The 23,875-nt window shown below is 66.6% G+C and carries 18 protein-coding genes; 6 read left to right on the forward strand and 12 right to left on the reverse strand.

Features of this window, described 5'->3' with window-relative positions; all coding sequences use genetic code 11:
- The first annotated feature begins 64 nt into the window (after positions 1-64).
- Positions 65-724 (forward strand): hypothetical protein, encoded by a 660-nt coding sequence (locus tag ACFW6D_RS04015; RefSeq protein WP_379324520.1) that lies wholly within the window; start codon positions 65-67, stop codon positions 722-724.
- Here the strand turns inward: ACFW6D_RS04015 and ACFW6D_RS04020 are convergent.
- Positions 694-2,052: a DUF2252 domain-containing protein gene (locus ACFW6D_RS04020; protein WP_379324522.1), complete on the reverse strand. Its 1,359-nt coding sequence runs from the start codon at positions 2,050-2,052 to the stop codon at positions 694-696. The two genes, ACFW6D_RS04015 and ACFW6D_RS04020, sit on opposite strands and share 31 nt — an antisense overlap.
- Positions 2,053-2,522: 470 nt before the next feature.
- Between ACFW6D_RS04020 and ACFW6D_RS04025 the strand changes: the two genes are divergently transcribed.
- Positions 2,523-2,975, forward strand: coding sequence for a DUF4231 domain-containing protein (locus ACFW6D_RS04025; RefSeq protein ID WP_379324524.1), 453 nt, complete (start codon positions 2,523-2,525; stop codon positions 2,973-2,975).
- Here ACFW6D_RS04025 and ACFW6D_RS04030 read toward each other — a convergent pair whose 3' ends face one another.
- The 6 genes from ACFW6D_RS04030 to ACFW6D_RS04055 form a co-directional block, all read right to left on the reverse strand.
- A complete protein-coding gene (locus ACFW6D_RS04030; protein WP_379324526.1) occupies positions 2,976-3,692 on the reverse strand; it encodes a hypothetical protein in 717 nt (238 codons plus the stop codon).
- Positions 3,693-3,740: 48 nt separating this feature from the next.
- A complete protein-coding gene (locus tag ACFW6D_RS04035) occupies positions 3,741-5,123 on the reverse strand; it encodes a TRAFs-binding domain-containing protein (protein WP_379324528.1) in 1,383 nt (460 codons plus the stop codon).
- Positions 5,124-5,194: 71 nt separating this feature from the next.
- On the reverse strand, positions 5,195-8,131 hold the full coding sequence (locus ACFW6D_RS04040) for a toll/interleukin-1 receptor domain-containing protein (RefSeq protein WP_379324530.1): 2,937 nt from the start codon (positions 8,129-8,131) through the stop codon (positions 5,195-5,197).
- A 413-nt stretch (positions 8,132-8,544) separates the two neighbouring features.
- The gene (ilvC, locus tag ACFW6D_RS04045; protein ID WP_379233794.1) at positions 8,545-9,546 is read right to left on the reverse strand and encodes a ketol-acid reductoisomerase; all 1,002 of its coding nucleotides are present in this window, start codon (positions 9,544-9,546) and stop codon (positions 8,545-8,547) included.
- A 75-nt stretch (positions 9,547-9,621) separates the two neighbouring features.
- Positions 9,622-10,125, reverse strand: coding sequence for an acetolactate synthase small subunit (gene ilvN / locus ACFW6D_RS04050; RefSeq protein WP_019048314.1), 504 nt, complete (start codon positions 10,123-10,125; stop codon positions 9,622-9,624).
- Complete coding sequence (locus tag ACFW6D_RS04055; protein WP_379324532.1) at positions 10,122-12,050, reverse strand: acetolactate synthase large subunit; 1,929 nt, start codon at positions 12,048-12,050, stop codon at positions 10,122-10,124. Before ACFW6D_RS04055 ends, ilvN begins: the two co-directional genes overlap by 4 nt.
- 313 nt (positions 12,051-12,363) lie before the next feature.
- On the opposite strand from ACFW6D_RS04055, the gene ACFW6D_RS04060 reads away from it, so the two are divergent.
- Positions 12,364-13,110, forward strand: a complete 747-nt coding sequence (locus ACFW6D_RS04060; RefSeq protein ID WP_379324534.1) for a PH domain-containing protein — start codon at positions 12,364-12,366, stop codon at positions 13,108-13,110.
- 306 nt (positions 13,111-13,416) lie between these two features.
- A complete protein-coding gene (ilvD, locus tag ACFW6D_RS04065) occupies positions 13,417-15,258 on the forward strand; it encodes a dihydroxy-acid dehydratase (protein ID WP_379324536.1) in 1,842 nt (613 codons plus the stop codon).
- A gap of 66 nt (positions 15,259-15,324) precedes the next feature.
- On the opposite strand, the gene ACFW6D_RS04070 is transcribed toward ilvD, so the two are convergent.
- Positions 15,325-16,944, reverse strand: coding sequence for a DHA2 family efflux MFS transporter permease subunit (locus ACFW6D_RS04070; protein WP_379324538.1), 1,620 nt, complete (start codon positions 16,942-16,944; stop codon positions 15,325-15,327).
- Positions 16,945-17,031: 87 nt separating this feature from the next.
- Here ACFW6D_RS04070 and ACFW6D_RS04075 point away from each other — a divergent pair, with 87 nt between their 5' ends.
- The gene (locus tag ACFW6D_RS04075) at positions 17,032-17,535 is read left to right on the forward strand and encodes a MarR family winged helix-turn-helix transcriptional regulator (RefSeq protein ID WP_379324539.1); all 504 of its coding nucleotides are present in this window, start codon (positions 17,032-17,034) and stop codon (positions 17,533-17,535) included.
- Here ACFW6D_RS04075 and ACFW6D_RS04080 read toward each other — a convergent pair.
- Positions 17,528-18,379 (reverse strand): DoxX family protein, encoded by an 852-nt coding sequence (locus ACFW6D_RS04080; RefSeq protein WP_379324541.1) that lies wholly within the window; start codon positions 18,377-18,379, stop codon positions 17,528-17,530. The genes ACFW6D_RS04075 and ACFW6D_RS04080 overlap by 8 nt on opposite strands.
- A 137-nt stretch (positions 18,380-18,516) precedes the next feature.
- On the opposite strand from ACFW6D_RS04080, the gene ACFW6D_RS04085 reads away from it, so the two are divergent.
- Entirely contained in the window at positions 18,517-19,638 is a 1,122-nt protein-coding gene (locus tag ACFW6D_RS04085; RefSeq protein WP_379324543.1) for a PQQ-dependent sugar dehydrogenase, read from the forward strand.
- A 207-nt stretch (positions 19,639-19,845) separates the two neighbouring features.
- Here ACFW6D_RS04085 and gatB read toward each other — a convergent pair whose 3' ends face one another.
- From gatB to ACFW6D_RS04100, 3 genes are read right to left on the reverse strand one after another with little or no spacing between them, the layout of a single operon-like run.
- Positions 19,846-21,351, reverse strand: coding sequence for an Asp-tRNA(Asn)/Glu-tRNA(Gln) amidotransferase subunit GatB (gene gatB / locus ACFW6D_RS04090; protein WP_379324544.1), 1,506 nt, complete (start codon positions 21,349-21,351; stop codon positions 19,846-19,848).
- A 45-nt stretch (positions 21,352-21,396) separates the two neighbouring features.
- Positions 21,397-22,773: an alpha/beta hydrolase family protein gene (locus ACFW6D_RS04095; RefSeq protein ID WP_379324546.1), complete on the reverse strand. Its 1,377-nt coding sequence runs from the start codon at positions 22,771-22,773 to the stop codon at positions 21,397-21,399.
- Positions 22,774-22,823: 50 nt separating this feature from the next.
- Positions 22,824-23,858 carry an ATP-dependent 6-phosphofructokinase gene (locus tag ACFW6D_RS04100; RefSeq protein WP_379324548.1) on the reverse strand — a complete coding sequence of 345 codons (1,035 nt, stop codon included), beginning with the start codon at positions 23,856-23,858 and terminating at the stop codon, positions 22,824-22,826.
- Between the last annotated feature and the right edge of the window lie 17 nt (positions 23,859-23,875).

Below are 23,875 nucleotides of genomic sequence, written 5' to 3' on the forward strand. Positions count from 1 at the left end.
TATAGTTTAAGTATTATACTAATACGGCCCGGACGACATCGCCGGGAACGAGGGGCTGATCGCTATGGACGTCAACAAGATTCAGCGAATCGCTGGTGCCGCAGCCTTCGCCGGTGCGGGCTGCACACTGATCGAACTTCCGCTGTACTTCGTCTACGCGGGCGCACCACCGGACGCGAATGTCCTCACCCGATGCCTGCTCGGACTGATCGGGACCACGCTGTTCATCGTGTTCATGAGCGGAGTCGCCTACCTGGTGAAACACCGTGACCCGGAACGGGAATGGTTCGGATCGCTGGCGGCCACGGCCGGAACCGCTTGGCTCACCGTTGTTCTGGTGTCGACCGGACTCGAGATCGGGGCGGTGATCGCCGCGCCGGAGCCGATCGACCCCACCATCACCGTCACCGGGACCTACGTCCTGTACGGGACTGTCGCGCGACTGTTGGAAGGGCTGTTCCTGGTGGCGTTCGCGGTCGCGGCCGGGCGGCTACTTCCCCGCTGGTGCATCGTGAGCAGCTGGGCACTCGCGGCGGTGAACTTCGCGTTCGTACCGTCGCTGTTCTTCGGGAACACCCCGGCCGACTTCTATGCCGCCAACGGGTGGGGCACCACCGCGACCGTCGGCGGGCTCACCATGCTGTGGCTGTTCGCCATCGGGATCGCGCTGTACCGGTCGGCGCGCGACACCGCTCAGTACGGGTTATCGGCCACTTCCACCTGACCGTCCTTGATCGCGGCGATGAGCAGGCGGTAGTCGGCGGCGTTCTGATCCGAATACGACATCGCGAAATCACTCAGGGCATTGTCGAACTTGTCACTGCTGCCGATATAGGTGTCGATGGCGATCGGGTCGCCGGAGCGGCAGTGGGCGCGGGCCAGGACGCCGCCGCACAGCGCGCCGTAGTTGGCGAGCTGGTGGTGGGACAGGTCCTCGATATTGACCGAACCCTTCATGTCGCGGAACTGACGCCAATAGAAGTCGACGCCCGCGGGGCCGGTGGCCCAGCCGAGGAAGATGTCGCTGGCCGCCTGCATCAGCCGCTGGCCCGCGACCACGCGATGGCCCTGCTGCTGGTAGCGGCTCGGCTTCTGATACGGCGCGAGCACCGAGATATCGGCCTCCTTCACCTGCAAGAACAGCGGGGTGCCGGACTCCTTGTCCATCAGCAGCACGATGTAGCACCGGGTCCCCACGCTGCCGACCCCGACCACCTTCACCGCGGCATCGACCATCACATACCGGTTGATCAACACCCGCATCTGGTCGGGCAGGCTGCGGCGGTACTCGGCGAGCACGGATTTCACGATCTTCTCGTCCGAGGTTTCCATCGGCATCAGCAGTGGCGGCTGACTCTTGATCCGGGGAATGCCGTCGGAATCGGGTTCGGTGAGCTTGTCGAGCGCCTGCAGACTGGTGCGCTTGCGGGCCGCGGCGATGGTCTTCTCTGCCTGCTCGCGGCGCTTCTTCTTCGTGATCAACGTGAGGACCTGGTCGGCGTCGACGCGCTCGTACCAGATCTCGAGACTGTCCTGCTGGGCCAGCTCCTCGATGGCCTCCCGGTAGCCGCGTGCGGTCGCCTCGGCCGCCGACGCCGCCCGCTTCTCCGAACATCCGTTGACCAGCCCCGCCACCGCCACACTGGCGACCAACCGTTTGACATCCCATTCGAACGGTCCGGGAAGGGTCTCGTCGAAGTCGTTGACGTCGAAGACGAGGTTGCGTTCCGGAGTGCCGAAGAGCCCGAAATTCGCCAGGTGCGCGTCACCACAGAGCTGCACGATCAGCCCGGTATCGCGCTGACAGCCCAGGTCATAAGCCATCACCGCCGCGGCACCACGCAGAAACGTGAACGGCGATACCGCCATTCGCGCCATCCGGATCGGCACCAGCTCCTGCACCCGCTTGGCATTCTGTTTCACCAGAATCCCCACCGGGTCCTCGCGCCCCGGCTCCGCCTTCCACTCCCCCAGTTCGGATCGGGAAACCCGCTTCCGAGCCGCTTTACCGTTTTGCGCCGCCTGCAGATCGAAATCCTCAACCGTCGTCATCGAGCAAGTCTCCCACTACCTGCGGTGCACTTCCAGCACCGCAGGATCACTGTGCGGCGACCATTTCACGGCTACCTCACGGCAACGGAATCCGAATCCGGCGGCTCGGCTTCGCCTCCTCGCCTCCACTTCGAGGCCTGGTCGACGAGTCCGGCCCACTCGACGATATCGGCGCCGCCGTAGCGGGCGATCGAGGTTACCCGCTTCGCGGCATCACTGACAGTGACCCCCGCAGGTCGAGTCGAACGGAAAACGTTCCTGTGCAACCGATTTCATCGGCATAGTACGAGCTATGCCACCGCGGTGGGTGTCGTTCCGGCCGGTAACATCGGGATTGTTTCGGCCGCACGCCAGCCGTGGGTCGTCTATTCTCGACGGCACAGCTGATCCACTCTGCCGCAACAGGACTGGACCGAACCGTCGCTTTCCGGGACGGCGGCGATCCCTCTCGCGGTCCCATGGGAGAAACCATGAGCACCCAGATCGACACCCCGGTCCGCCCTGACCACGGCGACGATGATGTCGCCTGGGAACGTCTGACCGGACAGTTGACGTGGTACAGCACCAAGGCCGCGGCTGCTCAGCGCGTATACAAGCGGATCAAGTTGGCGCAGATCGTGATCGGCGCACTGCTCCCGGTCGTGGCGCTGGCCGCCCCCGCTGTCGTCACAGCGACCATCGCGGCTACCGTCGTGGCGGCCGAGGGAGCCTTGCAGCTGTTTCAGTGGCAGTCGAACTGGATTCGCTATCGGGCCACTGCGGAGGCGCTCAAACGCGAGAAGTTCCTCTACATGGCCAAGTCCGGGCCCTACTGTGACGGCGGGCGCAAGCGGGCACTCGCCGATCGCACCGAGGCGATCATCGCCGCCGAGACGTTGTCATGGGTCGCGCTGTACGAAGACGCCGACGAGTCGCAGAAATAGCTATTCGCGTTCGGCGGATTCGACCAGCCGAACACGAAGAGCAGCCGCGACGGCAACGGGATCCGCGATCGAGACGACCGTGGTGAGTGGGGAATCCGCGATCGCCACGGCACGGTCGTTCGTCCCGGTCGCCCTCGCGTCGGCGATCTCGTCGGCCGTTCGACCCGATCCCGCCAGCACGACAGCCGCCCTACCCACGGCCAAACTGTTGAGCACATCCACATAGGCGATGGCACCGCCGTTGACGAGCAGCGTCACTGAGCCCGCGCTGCCCGCGATCGCCGTCGCCACCGCCGCCAACCACGGTGACTCGTCCCCCCACTCCGAGCCCGGTACCAGCACGATGTCGGTGTGCCCTGGCTCGACGTGCGCCCAATCGGGGCTTCGAGGTGGTGGCGCTCCGGGTAACCGCACGGTGCCTTCGGCCACCACACCGACCAGTTGGAAAGTCGCGTCCGCCGAGCGCCGCGCATCACCGATCATGCGCATCACACCCGCGTCGGTGCCGCCGTCGACGACCACCGCGCCGAGCTGTTCGACCATCGGCACGACGTGCTCGACGAGGAGACAGGCCAGCGGACTGTCCGCGTCGACGGGCAGCCCGGCGGCACCGCCGACCAGCACGAGGACCGGACGACCGGACGACAGCGTGGTCCTTCGCAAGGACTCGTCGATCGCGTCCAGCGAAATCAGGGTGGTGATAGTGGGCGGGGGCACAGCACTCTTTCTGTCGAATTCACTAGCGACACACCATACTTCGTGTGTTCACGGCTGATCCGCGAGCCCATGCGACTCATGAGCCAACCCTTCGATCAGCGCGTCCCAGTATTCGTCGTCACCCTTACAGTGACTACGCAATCGCCGGATCGTGGTGTAGGTCGATTCCTTTTCCATATCGCTGGGCGTTGTGCCGAGCGCCTGGTCCAGCCATTCCAGCGCATCGGACATTCTGCCGTCGTAGATCGAGAGTTCGATCATGGTGGCGTAATCCCAATACGTTGCCCCACCTCGGGCGATTCGGGCTCGTGCCGCGTACTCCACCACCGGAAGCAACTGCGCGAGGCGCTTGCTGTTTCGATCATCGATCCACAGCAGATGAACCGCGTTGATGCCAGGGTAGTAGTCGCGCCAGTCGAGCTCGAACCCGGCAGCGTAGGTCTCGATCGCGAGCCTGAGGTACCCGCGCGCGTGCGGCGTGCCCTGCGCGGCGGACCATCGATCCTTGTAGATTCTGCCGAGAAGACCGAGGGTCTCACTACTGCTGCCATACTCCTGACACAGCTCCCGCAGTTCGTTCTCGGCGACGATACTTCCCGGCTGCAATCGATTTCGCGCGAAGGCCCGTTGCTCGCGCACGGTCACACTGCGGGCGAGATAGGGCGGAAGGTCCTCGACCAGGTCAATCATCTCCTGCCACATTCGAAAGTCCCGATAGGCCAGCAACAGATCGATCAACAGGCTCTCGTCGTAACCGTGTAGGTCCGACAGAGCTCGACGGACCCGCGATATCTGCTCAACCGCCTCTTCACGTCCACGAAGATCATCGGTGCGCGCCGCCTCACGTGCCTCGTCGAGTTGCCGACGGACCGCTTCGGAGATTTCGAAGCGGTCGTTGAAGGCCTCGAGATCGGACTTCGAGAGCTTGGGCGCTGTCAGCCCGGTGAACAGCTCGAACAACGGGCTGTCGGTACGCTGTTCGTCGCGCGCGAGCCGTAGCTGTTTCGTCAGCACGGCGCGGTCGACCTCCTGGTGGCTCGGGCATCCGGCCGCATCCAACTCGTACCGATGGACTCGCTCAGGAGCGAGGTCGAAGGGCAATCGGAATCCCGCTGCCGAGATCAGCACGGTGCTCCATGGCCGAAGGGCATGACGGATTCCGAGCTCGTAGTACACGTTCGCGTTGGCTTGCGTCAGATCCGCGACCACGTAGTCGCATACCATCAACCGCTCGAACATCGCTCGGTGAATGAACCCACCGAATTGCTCTTCGTCGGCACGCAGGCAGGCCATGCCCGCGTCCTGCACAGCGGGCTTGACGATCGCCTCGTACACCCGGTCGAACTCGATCGCCGAAGTGGCTTCGCCTTTGGTGCCGAAGGGCATGATCACAAAGCACAACGGCTTAGCCGAGAATACGCTGTCGTTCACATCCGACCGTCCGATCAGCTTGCATCGCAATATAATTCATCGCACCGGTGAGACTCACGGTCACTTCCGGCTCAACCGAGATAGATGTCGTGCAGCGTGGGATAAGCCGAGCCGGTCCCGGCGTTCGGCTCCGCTCCCTCGCCCGCGTCGAATTCCTGGCAGGTTCGTGTGTACGGCCTGTCTCCGAGATACCGATCCCACTCCGCCTCGGTGAGATTGCGACCGGCCCGTCGACAGGCTTCACGAATCCACAGCGCCGGACCCCACACCCTGGCGGTGTCGTCGTCACTCGCGGTGGCCAGCGTTTCGCCGTTCGCATGGAACGCCAATGCCGTGATCGGGCCGGAATGCCCGCGCAGAGGCTCGCCCACTTGCTGTTGAGTCCGCGCGTTCCAGATACGAACCATGTTGTCGTCACCGCCGGTGGCCAACAACTTTCCGCTCGGGTGAAAGGCGACCGAGTTCATCCCACCGGCTTCACCACGCATCGGTGGCCCGAGCGCCTTCCCGGAGGGCAGGTCCCACAATTGCACTACCGCACCCGCGACCGCCAGGCGTTCCCCAGTGGGGTCGAAGGCAAGCGCCTCGATCTTTCCCGCGCTGTCCTTCATCGGTGGACCGACCGGCTTGCCCGTGTCGATGTCGAAGACCCGCGCGGAACCGTCGAAGCCGCCGACGGCGAGCAACCCGGTACGCGGATGAAAGGCCAGCGCCGACACCGTGCCGGCGTCCGCGATCGGCGACCCGGCGAGCTGTCGGCCCGTCCTGGCGTCCCACAGTCGGACCGTGCCGTCCGACCCAGCGGCGAGGACATCTCGGCTCGGATGGAAAGCGATCGCCTCGACACCCTTCTCATCGAGTTCCTTGACGAGCTTGTTCCCGTTCTCGACATCCCAGATCCACACGTCCTCCTCGATCAGTCCGAGCGCGCCGATCAGCGTGCCGCCAGGGCGCATGGCCATCGCCGTCACCGCTCCGTGGTGTCCCTTGCGCGAATCGTCGGTACGAAAGATCTGGCCAGGAGGCAACGGATCGCCCGCGCCGATGAGGTCTTTGCCCGCGGGCTTGCCGGTTTTCGGATCCCAGCGTCGCACGGTCCCGTCCAGCCCGGCAGTCACCACCTCGTCGCCACTGAACTGGACACCGGTGACGCTGTCACGGTGACCACGGAGTAGCCCGCCGACCTCCTGCACATTGTCCGGATCGAGCAACCGCACGGAGCCGTCGCCGGTACCGATCGCCAGCCGCCTGCCGACTGCGCTGAACGTCACGGCGAACAGCGGACTGTCGTAGCCGGTCAGCGGTTCGCCGATCTGCTGTCTTTTGATCGGATCCCACAGGCGCACGTCACCGTCCCAGCTCGCCGTCGCCAACCATCGACCGTCCGCACTGAACGCCACCTTCGGCACGACACTCGAGTGCCCCTGCAACGGGTCACCGGTCGCGGTGCGGGTAGCGAGATCCAGCAAGGTGACGGTGCCGAAGAGGTTGCTGTCGGCGATGGCGAGCAACCGCATGTCCGGGCTGAACGACAGCGAGGTCACCCCGGACGCACCCCAACTGTCGCCCGGCAACGGATCACCCAATTGTTGGCGAGTGTTCGGATTCCACAACCGCACGTCCTTGTCCGCCCCACCCGTGGCCAGGGTGCCGTCCGCGCCGAAAGCCAACGCGGTGACGCCGCCGGGGTGGATCATCGGATCGCTGAGCTCGGTCCAGGTCCGTGTGTCCCACAACCGGACCGAGTCGCCACCGCCCGCAGTGGCGAGCAGCGTCGCGTCCGGACTGAAGGCAAGCAAACCGACGCTGCCTGCCTGCGGCAACGGCGGCACCACCTGCTCCCAGGTTTCGGTGTTCCACACCTTGACGATCGCGTCCGACGAGTTGCCCACGGTGACCAGCACCGGATCCCTCGGACTGAAGGCGACGGCCGAGACACCTCCGCTGTGGCCCTCCAGTTGCCGCAGCTGTCGACTGGACCGCGCGTCCCACACCCTTACCGTCGAATCCCAACCGCCGCTGGCCACCAGCGTGGCGTCCGCGTTGAACGAGACCGACGACACCGCGCCGCGGTGGCCGCGCAGTGACCGCGCCAGTCGGTCGTTGGCGAGGGCCTGGTTCAAGGCATCGACCGGTTCCCTGGTCACACCGAGCCGGAGCCCTTCCAACGCCAAGAGATACGCCAGATCGTCTTCGTCGCCGATCAGGTTCGAAGCCTGGGCCGCGAGCGCCCTGGAGGTCGCGATCCGTGCCTGCAGTTCGGCGGCGTCCCGCTGTTCCCGTGTTTCGCGCACCTGGAAGAACAGCCCGACTCCGGCCAGGATCGCCACCACCAGCAACCCGACCAACCCGGTGACGGCGGCGTTGCGACGCCGTTCGAAGGTTCGCTGCTGTTGGATGTCCTCGCCGACCAGATCGGATTTGCTGCGCCCGTGGACTCGAGCGGCCAGGGTCGCTATCGCGTCCTGAAACCGTGGATCACGCAGATCGGGCCGATCGAATCGTCCGTCGCGCAGGTCGACCCATTTCGGCTCGTGCGTGAAGTAGCCGCGCAAGGCATCCGGCAGCACATCGGTCGCGTCCCAGTCGTAGTCCGCGGTGTCGGCGTCCCATTGTGGCGCGGTGCCGTGGGTCAGCGCGAAGAGGAACCGGCTGGGATCCTTGTGTCGACGCCAGTATTCGACTTCGTCGCGTACCCACCCCGACGCGGCCGCCTCCGGTGAGGCCAGCAACAGAAAGTACCCGGAATCGCCGAGTACCTTCTCGATGTCCGGCCACAGAGTCGGTGTCGCGGTGAGGTCGTTCTCGTCGAGAAACACCTTCAGCGCGGGCGTGCGGGTCCACGGGCGCGCGAGGTGGGCGAGGCCGGTGCGCACTGCGGGCGCGAGATCGTGATCGGCTCGGTGGCTGTAGGAGATGAAGACGTCGGGTTGTCGTGGTCGACTCGACCGATTCCGTGACAGCCACCGTCCACCCCAAACCTGTATGGCCGCATACACATTGGTCACCTGCGTCAGCATGGGCGACCAACGCCCCGGTGTCCAGCTTTTCATCAAAACAGCGTCGGGCCAGCGCGGCGCCATGCCGTCAGCGGGTCTGTCAGATCTGAAACATACTGTCGGGCAGGTAATTACGATACGCTGCGACCTGGGAAGCCACCCGCGGCTCGGACGTCTTCATCTCCTGTAGCCACTCAGCCGATCACGCCCTGGCCCCAGAGGTGCAGCGCGCGCCCAGTTGGGCAAACACTGGAACCAACCGCACGCGCTGCTGGTCTCGACCTGCACGCCGAATCCATACATCTCGAACGCGAGCCGGAGCCGCTGCCCCGGCGTTGTCTCGGTCACGAATCGAGGCTACGCAGAGATTCTGAAAGGCCCGTTCGCGCGTGGCGAACGGGCCTTTCAGGGTGCGACGAAACTTACGCGGTTTCGGTGATCGGGCGGTCGACCCAGCTCATCAGGCCGCGCAGCTTGGCGCCGGTGACCTCGATGGGGTGCTCGGCGTTGGCCTTGCGCAGGCCCTCGAGCTCGGTGTTGCCGTTCTCGACGTTGGCGACCAGACGCTTGACGAAGGTGCCGTCCTGGATGTCGGTCAGGATCGCCTTCATGCGCTCCTTGGTGCCGGCGTCGATGACGCGCGGGCCCGACAGGTAGCCACCGAACTCGGCGGTGTCGGAGACCGAGTAGTTCATGCGGGCGATGCCACCCTCGTACATGAGGTCGACGATCAGCTTGAGCTCGTGCAGGACCTCGAAGTACGCCATTTCGGGGGCGTAGCCGGCCTCGACCATGACCTCGAAGCCGGTCTTGACCAGCTCTTCGGTGCCACCACAGAGCACAGCCTGCTCACCGAACAGGTCGGTCTCGGTCTCTTCCTTGAAGGTGGTCTTGATGACGCCGGCGCGGGCACCACCGATGGCCTTGGCGTAGGACAGCGCCAGGGCTTGGCCCTCGCCGGTCGGGTCCTGGTCCACGGCGATGAGCGCGGGCACGCCCTTGCCGTCGACGTACTGACGACGCACCAGGTGGCCGGGGCCCTTGGGGGCGACCATCGCGACGGTGACGTTGGCCGGAGCCTTGATCAGACCGAAGTGGATGTTGAGGCCGTGGCCGAAGAACAGCGCGTCGCCGTCCTTCAGGTGGGGCTCGATGTCGTTGGTGAAGATCGACGCCTGGGCGGTGTCGGGGGCCAGCACCATGATCACGTCGGCCCACTCGGAGACCTCGGCGGGGGTGCCGACGGTCAGACCGGCCTCTTCGGCCTTCGGGCGAGACTTCGAACCCTCGGCCAGGCCGACGCGGACGTCGACGCCGGAGTCGCGCAGGCTCAGCGAGTGCGCGTGGCCCTGGCTGCCGTAACCGATCACGGCGACCTTGCGGCCCTGGATGATCGACAGGTCAGCGTCGTCGTCGTAGAACATCTCGACTGCCACTTGATTGGTCCCTTCTGAAAATGATGGTGGGGAAAAGTTATCGCGGAGGTTGCTGAGGTCGGCTCAGCGGGTCGCGGTGATCGACTTGGGCCCGCGGCCGACGGCCACGACTCCCGACTGCACGATCTCGCGGATGCCGTACGGCTCGACCATGCGCAGCAGCGCGTCGAGCTTGGAGCGGGTGCCGGTGGCCTCGATGGTCAGCGCGTCGGGCGAGACGTCGATCACCTTGGCGCGGAACAACTGCACGGCCTCGATCACCTGCGTGCGCACCGACGCGTCGGCGCGCACCTTCACCAGGATCAGCTCGCGGGCCACCGAGGCGTCGGCGTCCTGCTCCACGATCTTGATGACGTTGATCAGCTTGTTGAGCTGCTTGGTGACCTGCTCGAGGGGCAGATCGTCGACGGTGACGACGATCGTCATGCGCGAGATCTCGGGGATCTCGGTGCCACCGACGGCCAGAGATTCGATATTGAAGCCGCGGCGCGAGAACAGGCTCGCGACACGTGCCAGCACGCCCGGCTTGTCCTCGACGAGGACGCTCAGGGTGTGGGTGGTGCTCATTCGTCGTCGCCCTTCTCGAATGCGGCCTGCTCGCGTTCCATCGCCTCGTGGATGACGGCCGGTTCGGAGACCGACTCGTCCTCGTCGAAGAGCGGACGGATGCCGCGGGCGAACATGATCTCGTCGTTGCCGGTGCCCGCGGCGACCATCGGCCACACCTGGGCGTCCTTGCCGACGATGAAGTCGATCACGACCGGGCGGTCGGTGATCGCCTGGGCCTGGCGGATCGCGTCCTCGACCTCGGACTCCTTCTCCACCCGGATGCCGACGCAGCCCAGCGCCTCGGCCAGCTTCACGAAGTCGGGGATGCGCAGGGTGTGCGTGCCGAGATCGGTGTTGGAGTAGCGCTGTTCGTAGAACAGGGTCTGCCACTGGCGGACCATGCCCAGGTTGCCGTTGTTGATCAGGGCGACCTTGATCGGCACGCCTTCAATGGCACAGGTCGCGAGTTCCTGGTTGGTCATCTGGAAGCAGCCGTCACCGTCGACCGCCCAGACCTCTTTCTCGGGCGCGCCCATCTTGGCGCCCATGGCCGCGGGAACCGCGTAACCCATGGTGCCGAGGCCACCGGAGTTGAGCCAGGTGCGCGGGTTCTCGTACTTGATGAACTGCGCGGCCCACATCTGGTGCTGGCCGACGCCTGCGCAGTACACGGCCTCGGGGCCCGCGAGGCGGCCGAGGGTCTCGATGACGTACTCCGGCGAGACCGAGCCGTCGCTGGGGGTCTTCCAGCCCAGCGGGTAGTTCTCACGGATGCCGCTGAGGTAGGCCCACCATTCGGTGAGGTTCAGCAGCGGGGCGTCGCCGGTCTGCGGGTCGGCCTTGAGGGTCTCGATCAGTTCGACGATCACCTCACGCGCGTCGCCGACGATCGGGACGTCGGCGTGGCGGTTCTTGCCGATCTCGGCCGGGTCGATGTCGGCGTGGATGACCTTCGCGTCGGGGGCGAAGGAGTCCAGCTGACCGGTGACGCGGTCGTCGAAGCGGGCGCCGAGGGTGATCAGCAGGTCCGACTTCTGCAGCGCGGCGACCGCGCCGACGGTGCCGTGCATGCCGGGCATGCCCATGTTGAGGGTGTGGCTGTCGGGGAACGAGCCACGCGCCATCAGGGTGGTGACGACCGGGATGCCCGTGAGTTCGGCCAGCTCGAGGAGTTCGGCCGAGGCGTCGGACTTGATCACACCGCCGCCGACGTAGAGCACGGGCTGCTTGGACTCGAGGATCAGTCGCGCGGCCTCACGCACCTGCTTGCCGTGCGGCTTGGTGACCGGGCGGTAGCCGGGCAGACGCATCTCCGGCGGCCACGAGAACGTGGTCTGGGCCTGCAGGGCGTCCTTGGTGATGTCGACCAGGACCGCGCCGGGGCGACCGGAGGCGGCGAGGTAGAACGCCTCGGCCAGGGTGCGCGGGATCTCGGCGGCGTCCTTGACCAGGAAGTTGTGTTTGGTGATCGGCATGGTGATGCCGGAGATGTCGGCTTCCTGGAACGCGTCGGTGCCGACCAGGCTCGACGGGACCTGTCCGGTGATCGCCACGATCGGAACCGAGTCCATCTGGGCATCGGCGAGGGGGGTCACCAGGTTGGTGGCGCCGGGGCCGGATGTGGCCATACACACACCGACCTTGCCCGAGGCCTGCGCGTATCCGGTCGCCGCGTGACCGGCGCCCTGCTCGTGCCGGACCAGGACGTGGCGGACCTTCTTCGAATCGAAGAGCGGGTCGTAGACAGGAAGGACCGCGCCGCCGGGAATGCCGAATACCGTGTCGACGTCGAGCTCTTCGAGGGACCGGACCACCGACTGGGCGCCGGTCACGCGCTCGGGCGCGACCTGACGACGGGCGGGGTTGGTCGCCGCGCTACCGGGGGTAGCTGAAGGCGCTGACCTGCGGGCCGATGGCCCGGGTCGTGCGGTTGGTGCACTCACCGTCTTCGTTCCTCACTGTCTCGTTCTGACTCGGACTGGCCCTGAGGGGCCCTGGCATTCGCCCGAACACAAAAAAGCCCCCGCCCAGCCATGGCTGTTCGAGGGTGGCGCGTCGCAAACGCGAGCTGACGTATTGACTACCTAGTCAGGCTCGACGCTGGACGCGCCGGCCGATTACGAGCTCGTTTCGAATCACGCATACGACGTTAGGCGCGCGTAGTGCGTCGAGTCAAACAGGCTGACCGCTCTGGTCCCATTCTGTGGGACTCGAGTGGTTGCGTGGGTCCGTGTACCGAGATGCGAGGATGGGAGGGTGTCCTCACCGCATCAGTCCGTGCCACCGGTTGAATCGTCCCACACCACCGACGAGGGAGCCGATACGGGTCGCCCGTCGCGACCCGGTGGCCTGCGCTCGGCTTCCCCTGGTCGGCTCGCCGCCATCGGCGCGGTGGTACTGGCGTACCTGATCTTCGTTGTGGTCGGAACGGTGCAGGACTCGTCGCTCGGGGTGCGGATCGGGTTGATCGTGCCCACCGCGGCGATTGTCTGGTTGCTGATTCCCCGGAAGACGAACACGCCGACACCGGGTGTGCACGTGATCGGCGTTCCCCGGCTGGCCTACATCGGCGTGCTGGTGTTGGCGTTCTGTGTGTTCTTCCCGTTCGTGGGGTGGCCCGCACTGCTGTGGCCGCTGCTGATGGCGCCGGTGATCGCGGTGTGGTGGGTGGTTCGCACGCATACAACCGTGTCCGAAGGTGGGCTCGATCTGAGCACGATGTTCGGCAAGAAGCACCTCGACTGGGGACAGATCAAGGGGATCACCATTCCCAAGCGGGGCTATGTGCGGGCGCGGCTCGACGATGATTCCGAGGTGAAGCTGCCTGCCGTCGGTTACGACCGGTTGCGTGAGCTGCTCGAAGCGTCCGGCGGGAAGCTGCCCGATGTGTTCGCCGCCGCGGAGGCGGCCGAGGCCGAGCGTCTCGCTGCCGAGCGCGCCGCGGCGAAGGCCGAATCCGACGCGACGGCAGCGACCGAGCCCGAGTCCGGCACCGAGCAGTAACCCCGGACGATCGTCGGCTCCGTCACTGTGGGAATCAGCACGAAGGCGAGGGCGGTTGTACCGGTAAGCTGACAGCGACCGGGCACCCCCGCGCCGACGCCCACCACCGCGGCGACACCTCCGAAAGCGACACTCCCGCCTCGAGCCCGGTTCCATCACCCCAGCACGCACCACCGGCGCGACCCGACCACGGCCCGCCGGAGTAACGTGACGGGTTGCCGGACGCACCGCGCCCACGCACGTGCGGCGCAGGTCAGCCCCCTGCGCGCACGCTCGGCCGCACCCAGCGACATCACGAGGACTTCCATGCCACCGCTTCGTTCACGCACAACCACCATCGGCCGCAATGCCGCGGGCGCGCGCTCGCTCTGGCGCGCGACCGGCATGACCGATTCCGATTTCGGTAAGCCGATCATCGCGATCGCGAACTCGTACACGCAGTTCGTTCCTGGCCACGTGCACCTCAAGAACATGGGCGACATCGTCGCCGAGGCCGTCCGCGCCGCCGGTGGCGTGCCGCGCGAGTTCCACACCATCGCCGTCGACGACGGTATCGCCATGGGGCACGGCGGCATGCTGTACTCGCTGCCCTCGCGCGAGATCATCGCCGACTCGGTCGAGTACATGGCCAACGCGCACACCGCCGACGCGCTGGTCTGCATCTCCAACTGCGACAAGATCACCCCCGGCATGCTCAATGCCGCGATGCGCCTCAACATCCCCGCCGTGTTCGTCTCCGGTGGACCGATGGAGGCGGGCAAGGCCGTGATCGTCGACGGTGTCGCGCAGGCGCCGCTCGACCTGGTGAGCGCGATCTCCGCGAGCGCGAGCCAGGCCGTGTCCGACGAGGGCCTCGACGAGGTCGAGCGATCGGCGTGCCCGACCTGTGGTTCGTGTTCTGGCATGTTCACCGCGAACTCGATGAACTGCCTGACCGAGGCGCTGGGCCTGGCGCTGCCGGGCAACGGCTCCACTCTCGCCACCCACTCCGCGCGGCGTGCGCTGTTCGAGCGGGCGGGCACGGTGATCGTCGACATCGCCAAGCGCTGGTACTCCGACGACGACGCCTCGGTGCTGCCGCGAAACGTGGCCAACGCCAAGGCTTTCCGTAACGCGATGGCCCTCGACGTGGCCATGGGCGGCTCCACCAACACCGTCCTGCACACCCTCGCCGCCGCGCAGGAGGGTGAGATCGACTTCGATCTGCAGGACATCGACGACATCAGCCGCAAGGTGCCGTGCCTGTCGAAGGTGTCGCCGAACTCCGATTACCACATGGAAGACGTGCATCGCGCCGGTGGCATCCCCGCCATCCTCGGTGAGTTGCGTCGCGGTGGGCTGCTGGAAACCGATGTGACCACCGTGCACACCGCCTCGTTCGAGGAGTACCTCGACACCTGGGATATCCGCTCGGGCAAGGCGTCCGAGGAAGCCGTCGAGCTCTTCCACGCCGCCCCCGGTGGCGTGCGCACGGTCGAGCCGTTCTCCACAAGCAATCGCTGGTCCTCGCTCGACACCGATGCTGCCGGTGGCTGCATCCGTGACATGGAGCACGCTTACACCGTCGAGGGCGGGCTGTGCGTGCTGCGCGGCAATATCGCTCCCGACGGCGCGATCCTCAAGACCGCGGGCATCGACGAAGACCTGTTCACCTTCGAAGGCCCGGCCGTGGTTGTCGAGTCGCAGGAGGACGCGGTGTCGATGATCCTGGGCAAGAAGATCCAGCCCGGCGACGTTGTCGTCATCCGCTACGAAGGCCCCGCCGGTGGTCCCGGCATGCAGGAAATGTTGCACCCGACCTCGTTCCTCAAGGGCCTCGGCCTTGGCAAGGTGTGCGCGCTGATCACCGACGGTCGCTTCTCCGGCGGCACCTCGGGCCTGTCGATCGGCCACATCTCCCCCGAAGCCGCCTCCGGCGGTGCCATCGGCCTGATCGAGAACGGCGACCGCATCCGCATCGACGTCCACACCCGCGCACTGGAAGTCCTTGTTCCCGACGAGGTCATGGCCGAACGCCGCGCGAAGATGGAAGCCTCGGAGCGTCCGTGGCAGCCGCTGAACCGCGACCGCACGGTTACCACCGCCCTGCGCGCCTACGCGGCGCTGGCGACTTCTGCCGACAAGGGTGCTGTCCGGCACGTGCCGTAAGAAGTACTGAAACAAGAACGGCGTCCCTCGGATTCGAAGGACGCCGTTCTTGTCGATCGGGGACGATCAGACGAGGGCGGGTTGGGCTGTCGTAGTCGATGACTCGTCGTCGCGGCCGGTTCGGGAGGGGATCAGGGCGGTGGCTATCAGGCCGAGAAGGACGAAGGCTGCGGCCAGGTAGGCGCCGAGGTTGACGCCGGTGGTCATGGCGGCGCGGCCTGCGGTGGCTACTTCTTGCGTATCCGGTTGGGCGGCAAAGCCTTCGATCGCCGCGCCCGCGCTGCCGGTGATGGCGTGGGCGTATTGCTGGGACTGGGCGGGCGGCATGCCTGTCGCGGTCAGGTCCTTGTCGACGTTCGAGCTCAGGGTGGTGAAGAAGACGGTGGTGAGTAGGGCGATGCCGAGGGCCGAACCCAGTTGACGGAAGGCACTCTGGATGCCGGAGGCCTGGCCGTTGTCGGCTTCGGGGATGTCGGCGAGGACGACGTTGGTCACCTGGGCGGTGGCGAAACCGACGCCGACGCCGTACACGCACAGGACCAGCGCGATCGCCCACCAGGAGCTGTCGGTGGCGGCGAAGAAGCCGAGTGCGGCCAGGCCGACGACCTCGAGGCCGAGGCCCAGTCGGACCATGTTCAGCGGGGAGGCCTTGCCCGCCATGCCGAAGCTGGCACCGCTGGCGATGAAGCTACCGATGGCGATCGGCACCAGGGCGAGACCTGCCTGGAGAGCGCTGTAGCCGAGGGTGAACTGCATCCACAGCGGCAGCACCGCGACGACGCCGAACTCACCGAGACCGATGATCAGGGTGGCGATATTGCCGTTGCGGAACGAGGCGAGGGAGAACAGGCTGAGGTCCATCAGTGCCTTGTCAGCATTGCCGCCGCAACGCAGCAGCACCTGCCGGATGACGAACCCGCCCAGCGCCAGCACGCTGAGCACGAGCGCGACCAGCACCGGCGAAGGCCCGCTGCCCCAGGTGAATCCGGCGATCCCCATCGGGTGCGTGGTCGTGATCCAGCCGTAGGTGCGGCCCTCGACGAGTCCGAAGGCGAGCAGTCCGAGGCCGAGCACCGACAGGATCGAGCCGACCACATCGAGTCGACCGGCGATCTTGGGTGAGGGCGCGATGCACGCCATGACGCCGACCACGATCAGCACAGCCAAGGGCACATTGATGCCGAACGCCCAGCGCCACGTCACGTGTTCGGCCAGCCAGCCACCGAGCAGCGGGCCGAGCGCGGCGGCCGCGCCGATGGTGGAACCCCACACCGCGAACGCCTGACCACGGGCTTTACCGGTGAAGGTGGCGTTGAGCAGGGCCAGTGAGGTCGGCAGGATCATCGCCGCGCCCGCACCCTGCAGGAATCGGGCGATGACGAGCAGTTCGCCGTTGGGGGCGAGCCCGGCCAGGATGCTGGTCGCGCCGAACACCACGACGCCCGCCACGAACACCCGGCGCGCCCCGACCATGTCGGCGACCCGGCCGACCACCAGCAGCAGCGCCGCGAACACGATCGCGTAGGACTCCTGAATCCATTGCGCCTCAGTGGAACCCGTGTTCAGGTCACCGATGATCGACGGGATGATCACGTTCACGATCGTGGTGTCGACCACGATCAGCGCGACGCCGAGGGCAATGGCGATCAAGCCGAGCCATCGGCGAAGGGACGACTCTTGACTCATCGCACACTCCTGTTTCCTGAATCAGTTATTACCATGATGGAATAATTCCATGGTCAAAGTATATTCTGGGCAATAGGATGTCAAACGATGAAAAAGGAACCTATGAGCCACAACGGTCGGGCCCAGCACGAACGACTCGACGAGGGTCTGCGTGCGTACGGCGCGAACTATCGTGAGTTCACCCGCCGGTTCGCGACCTGGCTCGGGTTGCACTCCACCGACGCCGAGGCGCTGATCGAAATCCTCACCGCCGAGGAACGCGGCGGCACGCTGTCACCGGCGCGGCTGAGTGAACGAATCTCGTTGTCCAACAGCGCGACCACCGCACTGCTGAACCGGCTCGAACAAGCCGGTCATATCGTGCGCAGCAGGGAGCACGACGACCGTCGCGTCATCACCCTGCGCAGCACCCCGCGCATCCACACCCTCGCCGATGAGTTCTTCGGCCCGCTCGGCACCAAGGTGGACGCGGTCATGAGCAAGTACTCCCCCGAGGAACTGCGACGGTTCGAGTCCTTCGTAGCCGATCTTCAAGCCACGATGACAGCCCACCTGGCTGAACCCGCACCGCCGCAGCCACAGCTCAGTTAAAGGGGCCGACACCCTTCAGGGGGTTGCCGCCGTGGAGGAACCAGAAGGTGAGGATGGCGGCGGCGATGGCCAGCAGAACCACCACGAACGAACCGTAGGCGGGGCGGGTGGCCCAGCCTCGGGTGCGGTCGAAGGACCAACGGCCGGGGCCGGTGAGGATGATCGCCAAGGCCGCGCCGGCCAGGACGCTGTCGAGTTCGACGCCGGTGGGGGTGCCCGCGTTGTACTGGAAGCCGGGGACCATGCCCTGCTTCCACATCCACGCACTCAGGATCGTGGCCAGCACGGCGCCCGCGGCGAGCGGGGTGGCCAGGCCGATCACCAGCAGGATGCCGCCGCCGAGTTCGCCTGCGATCACCAGGGCGGTCGCCAGCGACGGATAATCCCAGCCGCCGCTTTCCATCATGGTTTCGGTGCCGTCGAGGCCGGGTCCGTGGAACCATCCGGTGAGCTTCTGCAGGCCGTGGTAGATGAAGGTGTAGCCCACCACCAGGCGCAGCACGAACAGGCCGAGATCGAGGGTGCCCCGGCGCGCTTCGCGGTTGCGGCGCTGCAGGCGAACAGCTTCCGCCGAGGTGGCGGCCGCGGGCGGAATCGTCGCGTACCCGTAATCTTCGTCGCTGTCGCGACGGCCGGTTTCGGCGGTGCTCGCGCCGGGTACCTCGTCACCGGGGTCGAGGCCGAGATCCTCGTCGGTGCGCGGAATATCCTTCGGATCCGTCTTGCGCAGCTGCCCGGTCGGCGAATCGAACGGGCTGGTCGCCGCGCGACCTGCCGCCGATGCGCCCTGCCCGGGCTGCGCCGAACCATCGGCCTTGGAACTGTCTTTCGGCTTGTCGGTCACCGACTCACCTTATGACGTGCTGTGGCGGCGTGCTGCCCTTCCCCGCGACGGGCGTGTCAATCCCATGACGGCCGAGGAGCGGGATTCGGACGTGACGGGCGTGCCCGGCCCGCACCGGTGCCGGTAACGTCTGGGATATGAGTTCGGGAATCGCGGGACGCGTGGCAGTCGGGGTGGTCCTCGGCACCGTTTTGCTGGCCGGGTGCGCCCGTTTCGACGAGTCGGCGTCGAGTCCGTTCACCACCGAACCGCAACTGGGCGGGTCGGGTGCGGAACCGAAGAAGCCCCAAGAGGACCCGTCGCAGCCGCCGCGACCGACCGGACCGTGCATCGACCCCGATCCCAACGTGATCGCCACCTGTATGGAATCGGGCGCCGGGCTGATCACGGTGGGCGACGGCGCGCTGGTCGCCGAGCGCAAGACTGGGCGGATCCTGCAGGTGACGGCGGTCGACGCGAGCACACCGCAGCCCGCGCCGGTGGAGATCGCCAGCGTTCCAGTCGACGGATCGGCCGATGGCGGCATCTCCGATATCGTGCTCTCCCCCACCTTCGGTGAGGACGGGCTGATGTACGCCTACATCACCACCGGCAGCGACAATCGGGTCGTTCGCCTGTCCGCCGACGGGGCGCCCAAGCCGATCCTCACCGGTATTCCCAAGGGCGCCAACGGAAATCGTGGTGCGCTGGAATGGTCGACGCCCACCCAGCTGATGGTGCTCACCGGCGATGCCGGAAACCCCGGCGCCGCAGCCGATCCCGGCTCGCTCGGCGGCAAACTCCTTCGCCTCGAATCACCCTCGTCGGGCACGAACACCCCTCAGGTGGTGGCGTCGGGCCTCGGTTCGGCCGGTGATATCTGCCGCGACGGCAAGAACGGCATGTGGGTCACCGACCGCACCGCCGCCGAGGACCGCCTCCAGCACCTGAGCCCCGACGGCACCCTCAGCGTCTCCTGGACCTGGCCCGACCGCCCCGGCGTCGGCGGCTGCACCGCCACCGGCGACGGCGTCGGCATCGCCCTCAGCGAAGGCAAGGCACTGGCCGCGGTCGCCGCCGACCCCACCACCTTCGCCGTCACCACCGCCCCCACCATGATCGCCCAGGACAAGTACGGCAAGCTCCTCGGCGCCACCGCAAGCGCCGACGGCAGCATCTGGGTCACCACCACCAACAAAACCGACGGCGAGCCAGGCGAATTCGACGACCGCGTCGTCCGCATCCCACCGCCGCAAGGCGGAGCAGGCGGACCTGACTAGGGACGCGCCCGCAACCCGGCGCCGCAACGCGGACCGAGCTGTTCCGCGGGCCCGGCCGGGGATGCGAAACGGCCGCCCGCACTGCGAAAGCAGAACGGGCGGCCGGGTTTCGTGCCTGGAGACAGCTGCGATCGACGTGCTGGGCCTGATCCGCGCCGCCTCCTCGACGTCGCGGCAAGGGGCTGGCCCAGTGCCGAACCTGCCGCGCTAGCTACATGCGGCGATGACCAGGTCGCGAACGCGGGCCGCGTCGGCCTGGCCGCGAGTCGCCTTCATGACGTCGCCGACGATCTTGCCAGCGGCCTGAACCTTGCCCGAGCGGATCTTCTCGGCGATGTCCGGGTTCGCGGCGAGAGCCTTTTCGACCTCGGTCTGCAGGGCGGAGTCGTCGCTGACCATGCCGAGGCCCTTGGCTTCGACGATGGCGGCGGGTTCGCCTTCACCTTCGAGGACGAAGTCGACGACCTGCTTGGCGACCTTGTTGTTGACCGTCTTTGCTTCCACCAGCCCGATCACCGCGGCGACCTGAGCCGGGGTGATCGGCAAGTCGGCCAGGGCGACATCGCGGGCCTTGGCCTTCTCGGTCAGGTAGGCGACCCACCAGGAGCGGGCCTCGTTGGCGGGGGCACCGGCCTCGACGGTGGCGATGATCAGGTCGAGGGCGCCGGCGTTGACCAGGTCGCGCATGACCTCGTCGGACAGGCCCCAGTCGGCCTGGATGCGGGCGCGCACCAGCCACGGGTACTCGGGGATGGTGGCGCGCAGTTGTTCGACCCACTCGGGCGCGGGGGCGACGGGCTCGAGGTCGGGCTCGGGGAAGTAGCGGTAGTCCTCGGCGGTTTCCTTGCGGCGACCGGACGCGGTGGACCCGTCGGCTTCCTGGAAGTGGCGGGTCTCCTGGATGATCTCGCCGCCCGCGGTGAGCACGGCGGCCTGGCGGCGCATCTCGTAGCGCACCGCGACCTCGACGCTCTTGAGCGAGTTCACGTTCTTGGTCTCGGTGCGGGTGCCGAGTTCCTTGGCGCCGATCGGCATCAGGGACACGTTGGCGTCGCAGCGCAGCGAACCCTGTTCCATCTTCACGTCGGAGACGTTGAGCGAGCGCAGCACCTCGCGCAGCGCGGTGACATACGCGCGGGCCACCTCGGGTGCGCGTTCACCGGCACCGGAGATCGTCTTGGTGACGATCTCGATCAGCGGCACACCGGCGCGGTTGAAGTCGAGCAGCGAGTGGCTGGCGCCGTGGATGCGACCGGTCGCGCCACCGACGTGCAGGGACTTGCCGGTGTCTTCCTCCATGTGCGCGCGCTCGATCTCGACGCGGAAGATGGACCCGTCGTCGAGGGTCACGTCGAGGTAGCCCTCGGTGGCGATCGGCTCGTCGTACTGGCTGATCTGGTAGTTCTTCGGCTGATCCGGGTAGAAGTAGTTCTTGCGCGCGAACCGGCCCCACGGGGTGATCGAACAGTTCAGCGCGAGACCGATCCGGATGGCCGATTCGATGGCCTTCTCGTTCACCACGGGCAGCGAGCCGGGCAGGCCCAGGCACACCGGGCACACCTGGGTATTGGGTTCGGCGCCGAACTCGGTGGGGCAACCGCAGAACATCTTGGTCGCCGTGGACAACTCGACGTGGACCTCCATGCCGAGCACCGGCTCGTACCGGGAGATGACATCGGCGTAATCCATCAACTCGACCGTGGGTGCGCTCATGCCGATCAGTCTATGTAAGCCCTACGACGCCATTGTCCGGTGGTCCTAGCGCGGCGGGATGCGCTGGGTGAGCCAGTCGGTGACGTAGGCGAGCACCGCCGGGTCGATGGTGGTCTCGATGGACGGATATTCGCTGGGTTTGCCCTCGGCTGATGGTTGCATCAGGTGGTTGAGGCCGGGAAAGGTGTGCACGGTGGCATCGGGGTCGCCGGTCAGGGCGGCCCGCATCGGCGGCTCGTTCTGGGTGGCGATCACCTGCTGGTCGGTGCCGCCGAAGAAGGCGAGGACCGGAATACGTAAGGCTTCCAGCGCCGGTTTCGGGTCGTAGGTGATCAGTGCGCTCATGTACGGGGTGTTCAGCGAATCGACCGCCGCCTGCGGCGCGCGCTGACCCTCGGGCAGGGAGTCGTTGTGCTGCTGGGAGTAGGCCTTGGCGCCCGCGGTGTCGCCCGCACGCAACAGTGCCGACCATTCGGTGAGATAGCGCACCTGCGCGTCGATCTCCTCCTGCGAGGCGCCTGCCGCGGCCATCACCACCTTGTTCTGCTCGATCAGTACCTCGGCGCCGAGCACCGAAGGGCCTGCCATCAGCACGGCGAACGCGATATTGCTGTCGGGCTTCGCGGCGACCAGCGGAGCGAGGTATCCGCCCTCGCTGTGTCCGAACAGCCCGACCCGCGCCGGATCGATCTCCGAACGGCTCCGCAGGAAAGCCACGCCCGCGGCCACGTCGGCGGCGAGATCGGGATAGGTCGCGTCGTCGAGCACACCGCTGGTACCGCCGACCCCGCGATCGTCGGTGCGCAGCACCGCATATCCCGCGCGAGTGAACGTGTCGGCCAGCAGCTGGAAGGGCCGGTGACCCGCCAGCTCCTCGTTGCGATCCTGCGGACCACTGCCGGTGATCATCAGCATCGCCGGAAACGGCCCGCTGCCTTCGGGTTCGGTGAGGGTGCCCGCGATGGTGATGTCGCCGTTGCGGTAGGTGACGTCCTCGCTACGGTACGGGTACGGCGGTTTCGGGTCCTGTGGGCGGGCAACGTTCTCGATCACGCCACGGTCGAAGGTGAGCGGCAACTTCTCACCGAACTGTGTCCAGTCGCCGACGATGCGTTCCCCGTCGAGTTTGCCCTGGAATCCCGGGTCGCCGGGCACGTCGGGCATCGTGAATGCCACCCGATCCGGTTCGGTCCGAACATCTTTCAATGCCGCACCACGTATCCCTTGGATCGGGATATCGATGGTGGCCGACCCGTTCTCGGTGAAGGTCACCCCGATCCCGATCGGCTCCCCCGGCCCCTGGAGGTCGCCGTGCCATGGCCCCGCCACCGCGGGACCGGCAGGCTCGTCCGCGGACGAACACCCAGCCACCAACGCGGCGACGACGACAAGAACCGAAACGATCACTCGACCGGTACGCATGAACCCACGGTACCGACGCCCACCGACAAATTCGGCGAACCGACCTGATCTCAGCCGAAGAAGGCCGACGCCTCACTGAGTCGTTCCGGCGGAACCCGTTTGAGCTGCTTGGTCGCCTCCGACAGCGGCACCAGCCCGATCTTGGTGCCGTGCAAGGCCACCATCTGACCGAAATGCCCGGCGTGCACCGCCTCGGCCGCGTGCACCCCGAATCGCGTGGCCAGAATCCGGTCGTAAGGCGTAGGGCTGCCGCCACGTTGGATGTGCCCGAGCACCGTGGTGCGAACCTCTTTGCCGATGCGGCGTTCGATCTCCGATCCCAGCTGCTGGGCGACGCCGGTGAACCGCTCGTGCCCGAATTCGTCGATTCCGCCCTCGCGCAAGGCGAATCCGGAATCCTCCGCGGGGTGTGCGCCCTCGGCGACCACGCAGATGAAGCTCTTGTCACCGCGCTGGAAGCGGCTCTTGATCATCGCGCACACCTTCGCCACATCGAACGGTTCCTCGGGCACCAGGGTGAGATGGGCGCCGGCGGCGATACCGGAGTTCAGCGCGATCCAGCCCGCGTGGCGGCCCATCACCTCCACCAGCATCACTCGCTGGTGGGATTCGGCGGTGGTGTGCAGGCGGTCGATGGCCTCGGTGGCGATCGACAGGGCGGTGTCGTGGCCGAATGTCACATCGGTGCAGTCGATGTCGTTGTCGATGGTCTTGGGCACGCCGACCACTGGCACACCTTCGTCCGACAGCCAGCTCGCCGCGGTGAGCGTGCCTTCGCCGCCGATCGGGATCAGCGCTTCGATGCCGTTGTCGTCGAGGGTCTGCATGATCCGGGGCAGGCCCGCGCGCAGCACCTCGGGGTTGGTGCGCGCGGTGCCGAGCATGGTGCCGCCCTTGGTGAGCAGGCGGTCGGTGCGATCGTCGTTGTGAATGCGGATCTTTCGATCCTCCAGCAGACCGCGCCAGCCGTCCTCGAACCCGACGATGGCGTCGCCGTAACGTCCGTTCGCGGTGCGGACCACGGCCCGGATCACCGCGTTCAGACCTGGACAATCCCCGCCTCCGGTCAAGACTCCGATGCGCATGCCGTTCATCTTGCCGC

The sequence above is a fragment of the Nocardia sp. NPDC058705 genome (assembly GCF_042749305.1).
Lineage (GTDB): Bacteria > Actinomycetota > Actinomycetes > Mycobacteriales > Mycobacteriaceae > Nocardia.

Excerpts from the sequence above, each read along its gene's own strand:
- ACFW6D_RS04015 (WP_379324520.1), top strand. The coding sequence starts at position 65 with ATGGACGTCAACAAGATTCAGCGAATCGCTGGTGCCGCAGCCTTCGCC.
- ACFW6D_RS04020 (WP_379324522.1), bottom strand. The coding sequence starts at position 2,052 with ATGACGACGGTTGAGGATTTCGATCTGCAGGCGGCGCAAAACGGTAAA.
- ACFW6D_RS04025 (WP_379324524.1), top strand. The coding sequence starts at position 2,523 with ATGAGCACCCAGATCGACACCCCGGTCCGCCCTGACCACGGCGACGAT.
- ilvC (WP_379233794.1), bottom strand. The coding sequence starts at position 9,546 with ATGTTCTACGACGACGACGCTGACCTGTCGATCATCCAGGGCCGCAAG.
- ilvN (WP_019048314.1), bottom strand. The coding sequence starts at position 10,125 with ATGAGCACCACCCACACCCTGAGCGTCCTCGTCGAGGACAAGCCGGGC.
- ilvD (WP_379324536.1), top strand. The coding sequence starts at position 13,417 with ATGCCACCGCTTCGTTCACGCACAACCACCATCGGCCGCAATGCCGCG.
- ACFW6D_RS04070 (WP_379324538.1), bottom strand. The coding sequence starts at position 16,944 with ATGAGTCAAGAGTCGTCCCTTCGCCGATGGCTCGGCTTGATCGCCATT.
- ACFW6D_RS04075 (WP_379324539.1), top strand. The coding sequence starts at position 17,032 with ATGAAAAAGGAACCTATGAGCCACAACGGTCGGGCCCAGCACGAACGA.
- ACFW6D_RS04085 (WP_379324543.1), top strand. The coding sequence starts at position 18,517 with ATGAGTTCGGGAATCGCGGGACGCGTGGCAGTCGGGGTGGTCCTCGGC.
- gatB (WP_379324544.1), bottom strand. The coding sequence starts at position 21,351 with ATGAGCGCACCCACGGTCGAGTTGATGGATTACGCCGATGTCATCTCC.
- ACFW6D_RS04095 (WP_379324546.1), bottom strand. The coding sequence starts at position 22,773 with ATGCGTACCGGTCGAGTGATCGTTTCGGTTCTTGTCGTCGTCGCCGCG.
- ACFW6D_RS04100 (WP_379324548.1), bottom strand. The coding sequence starts at position 23,858 with ATGCGCATCGGAGTCTTGACCGGAGGCGGGGATTGTCCAGGTCTGAAC.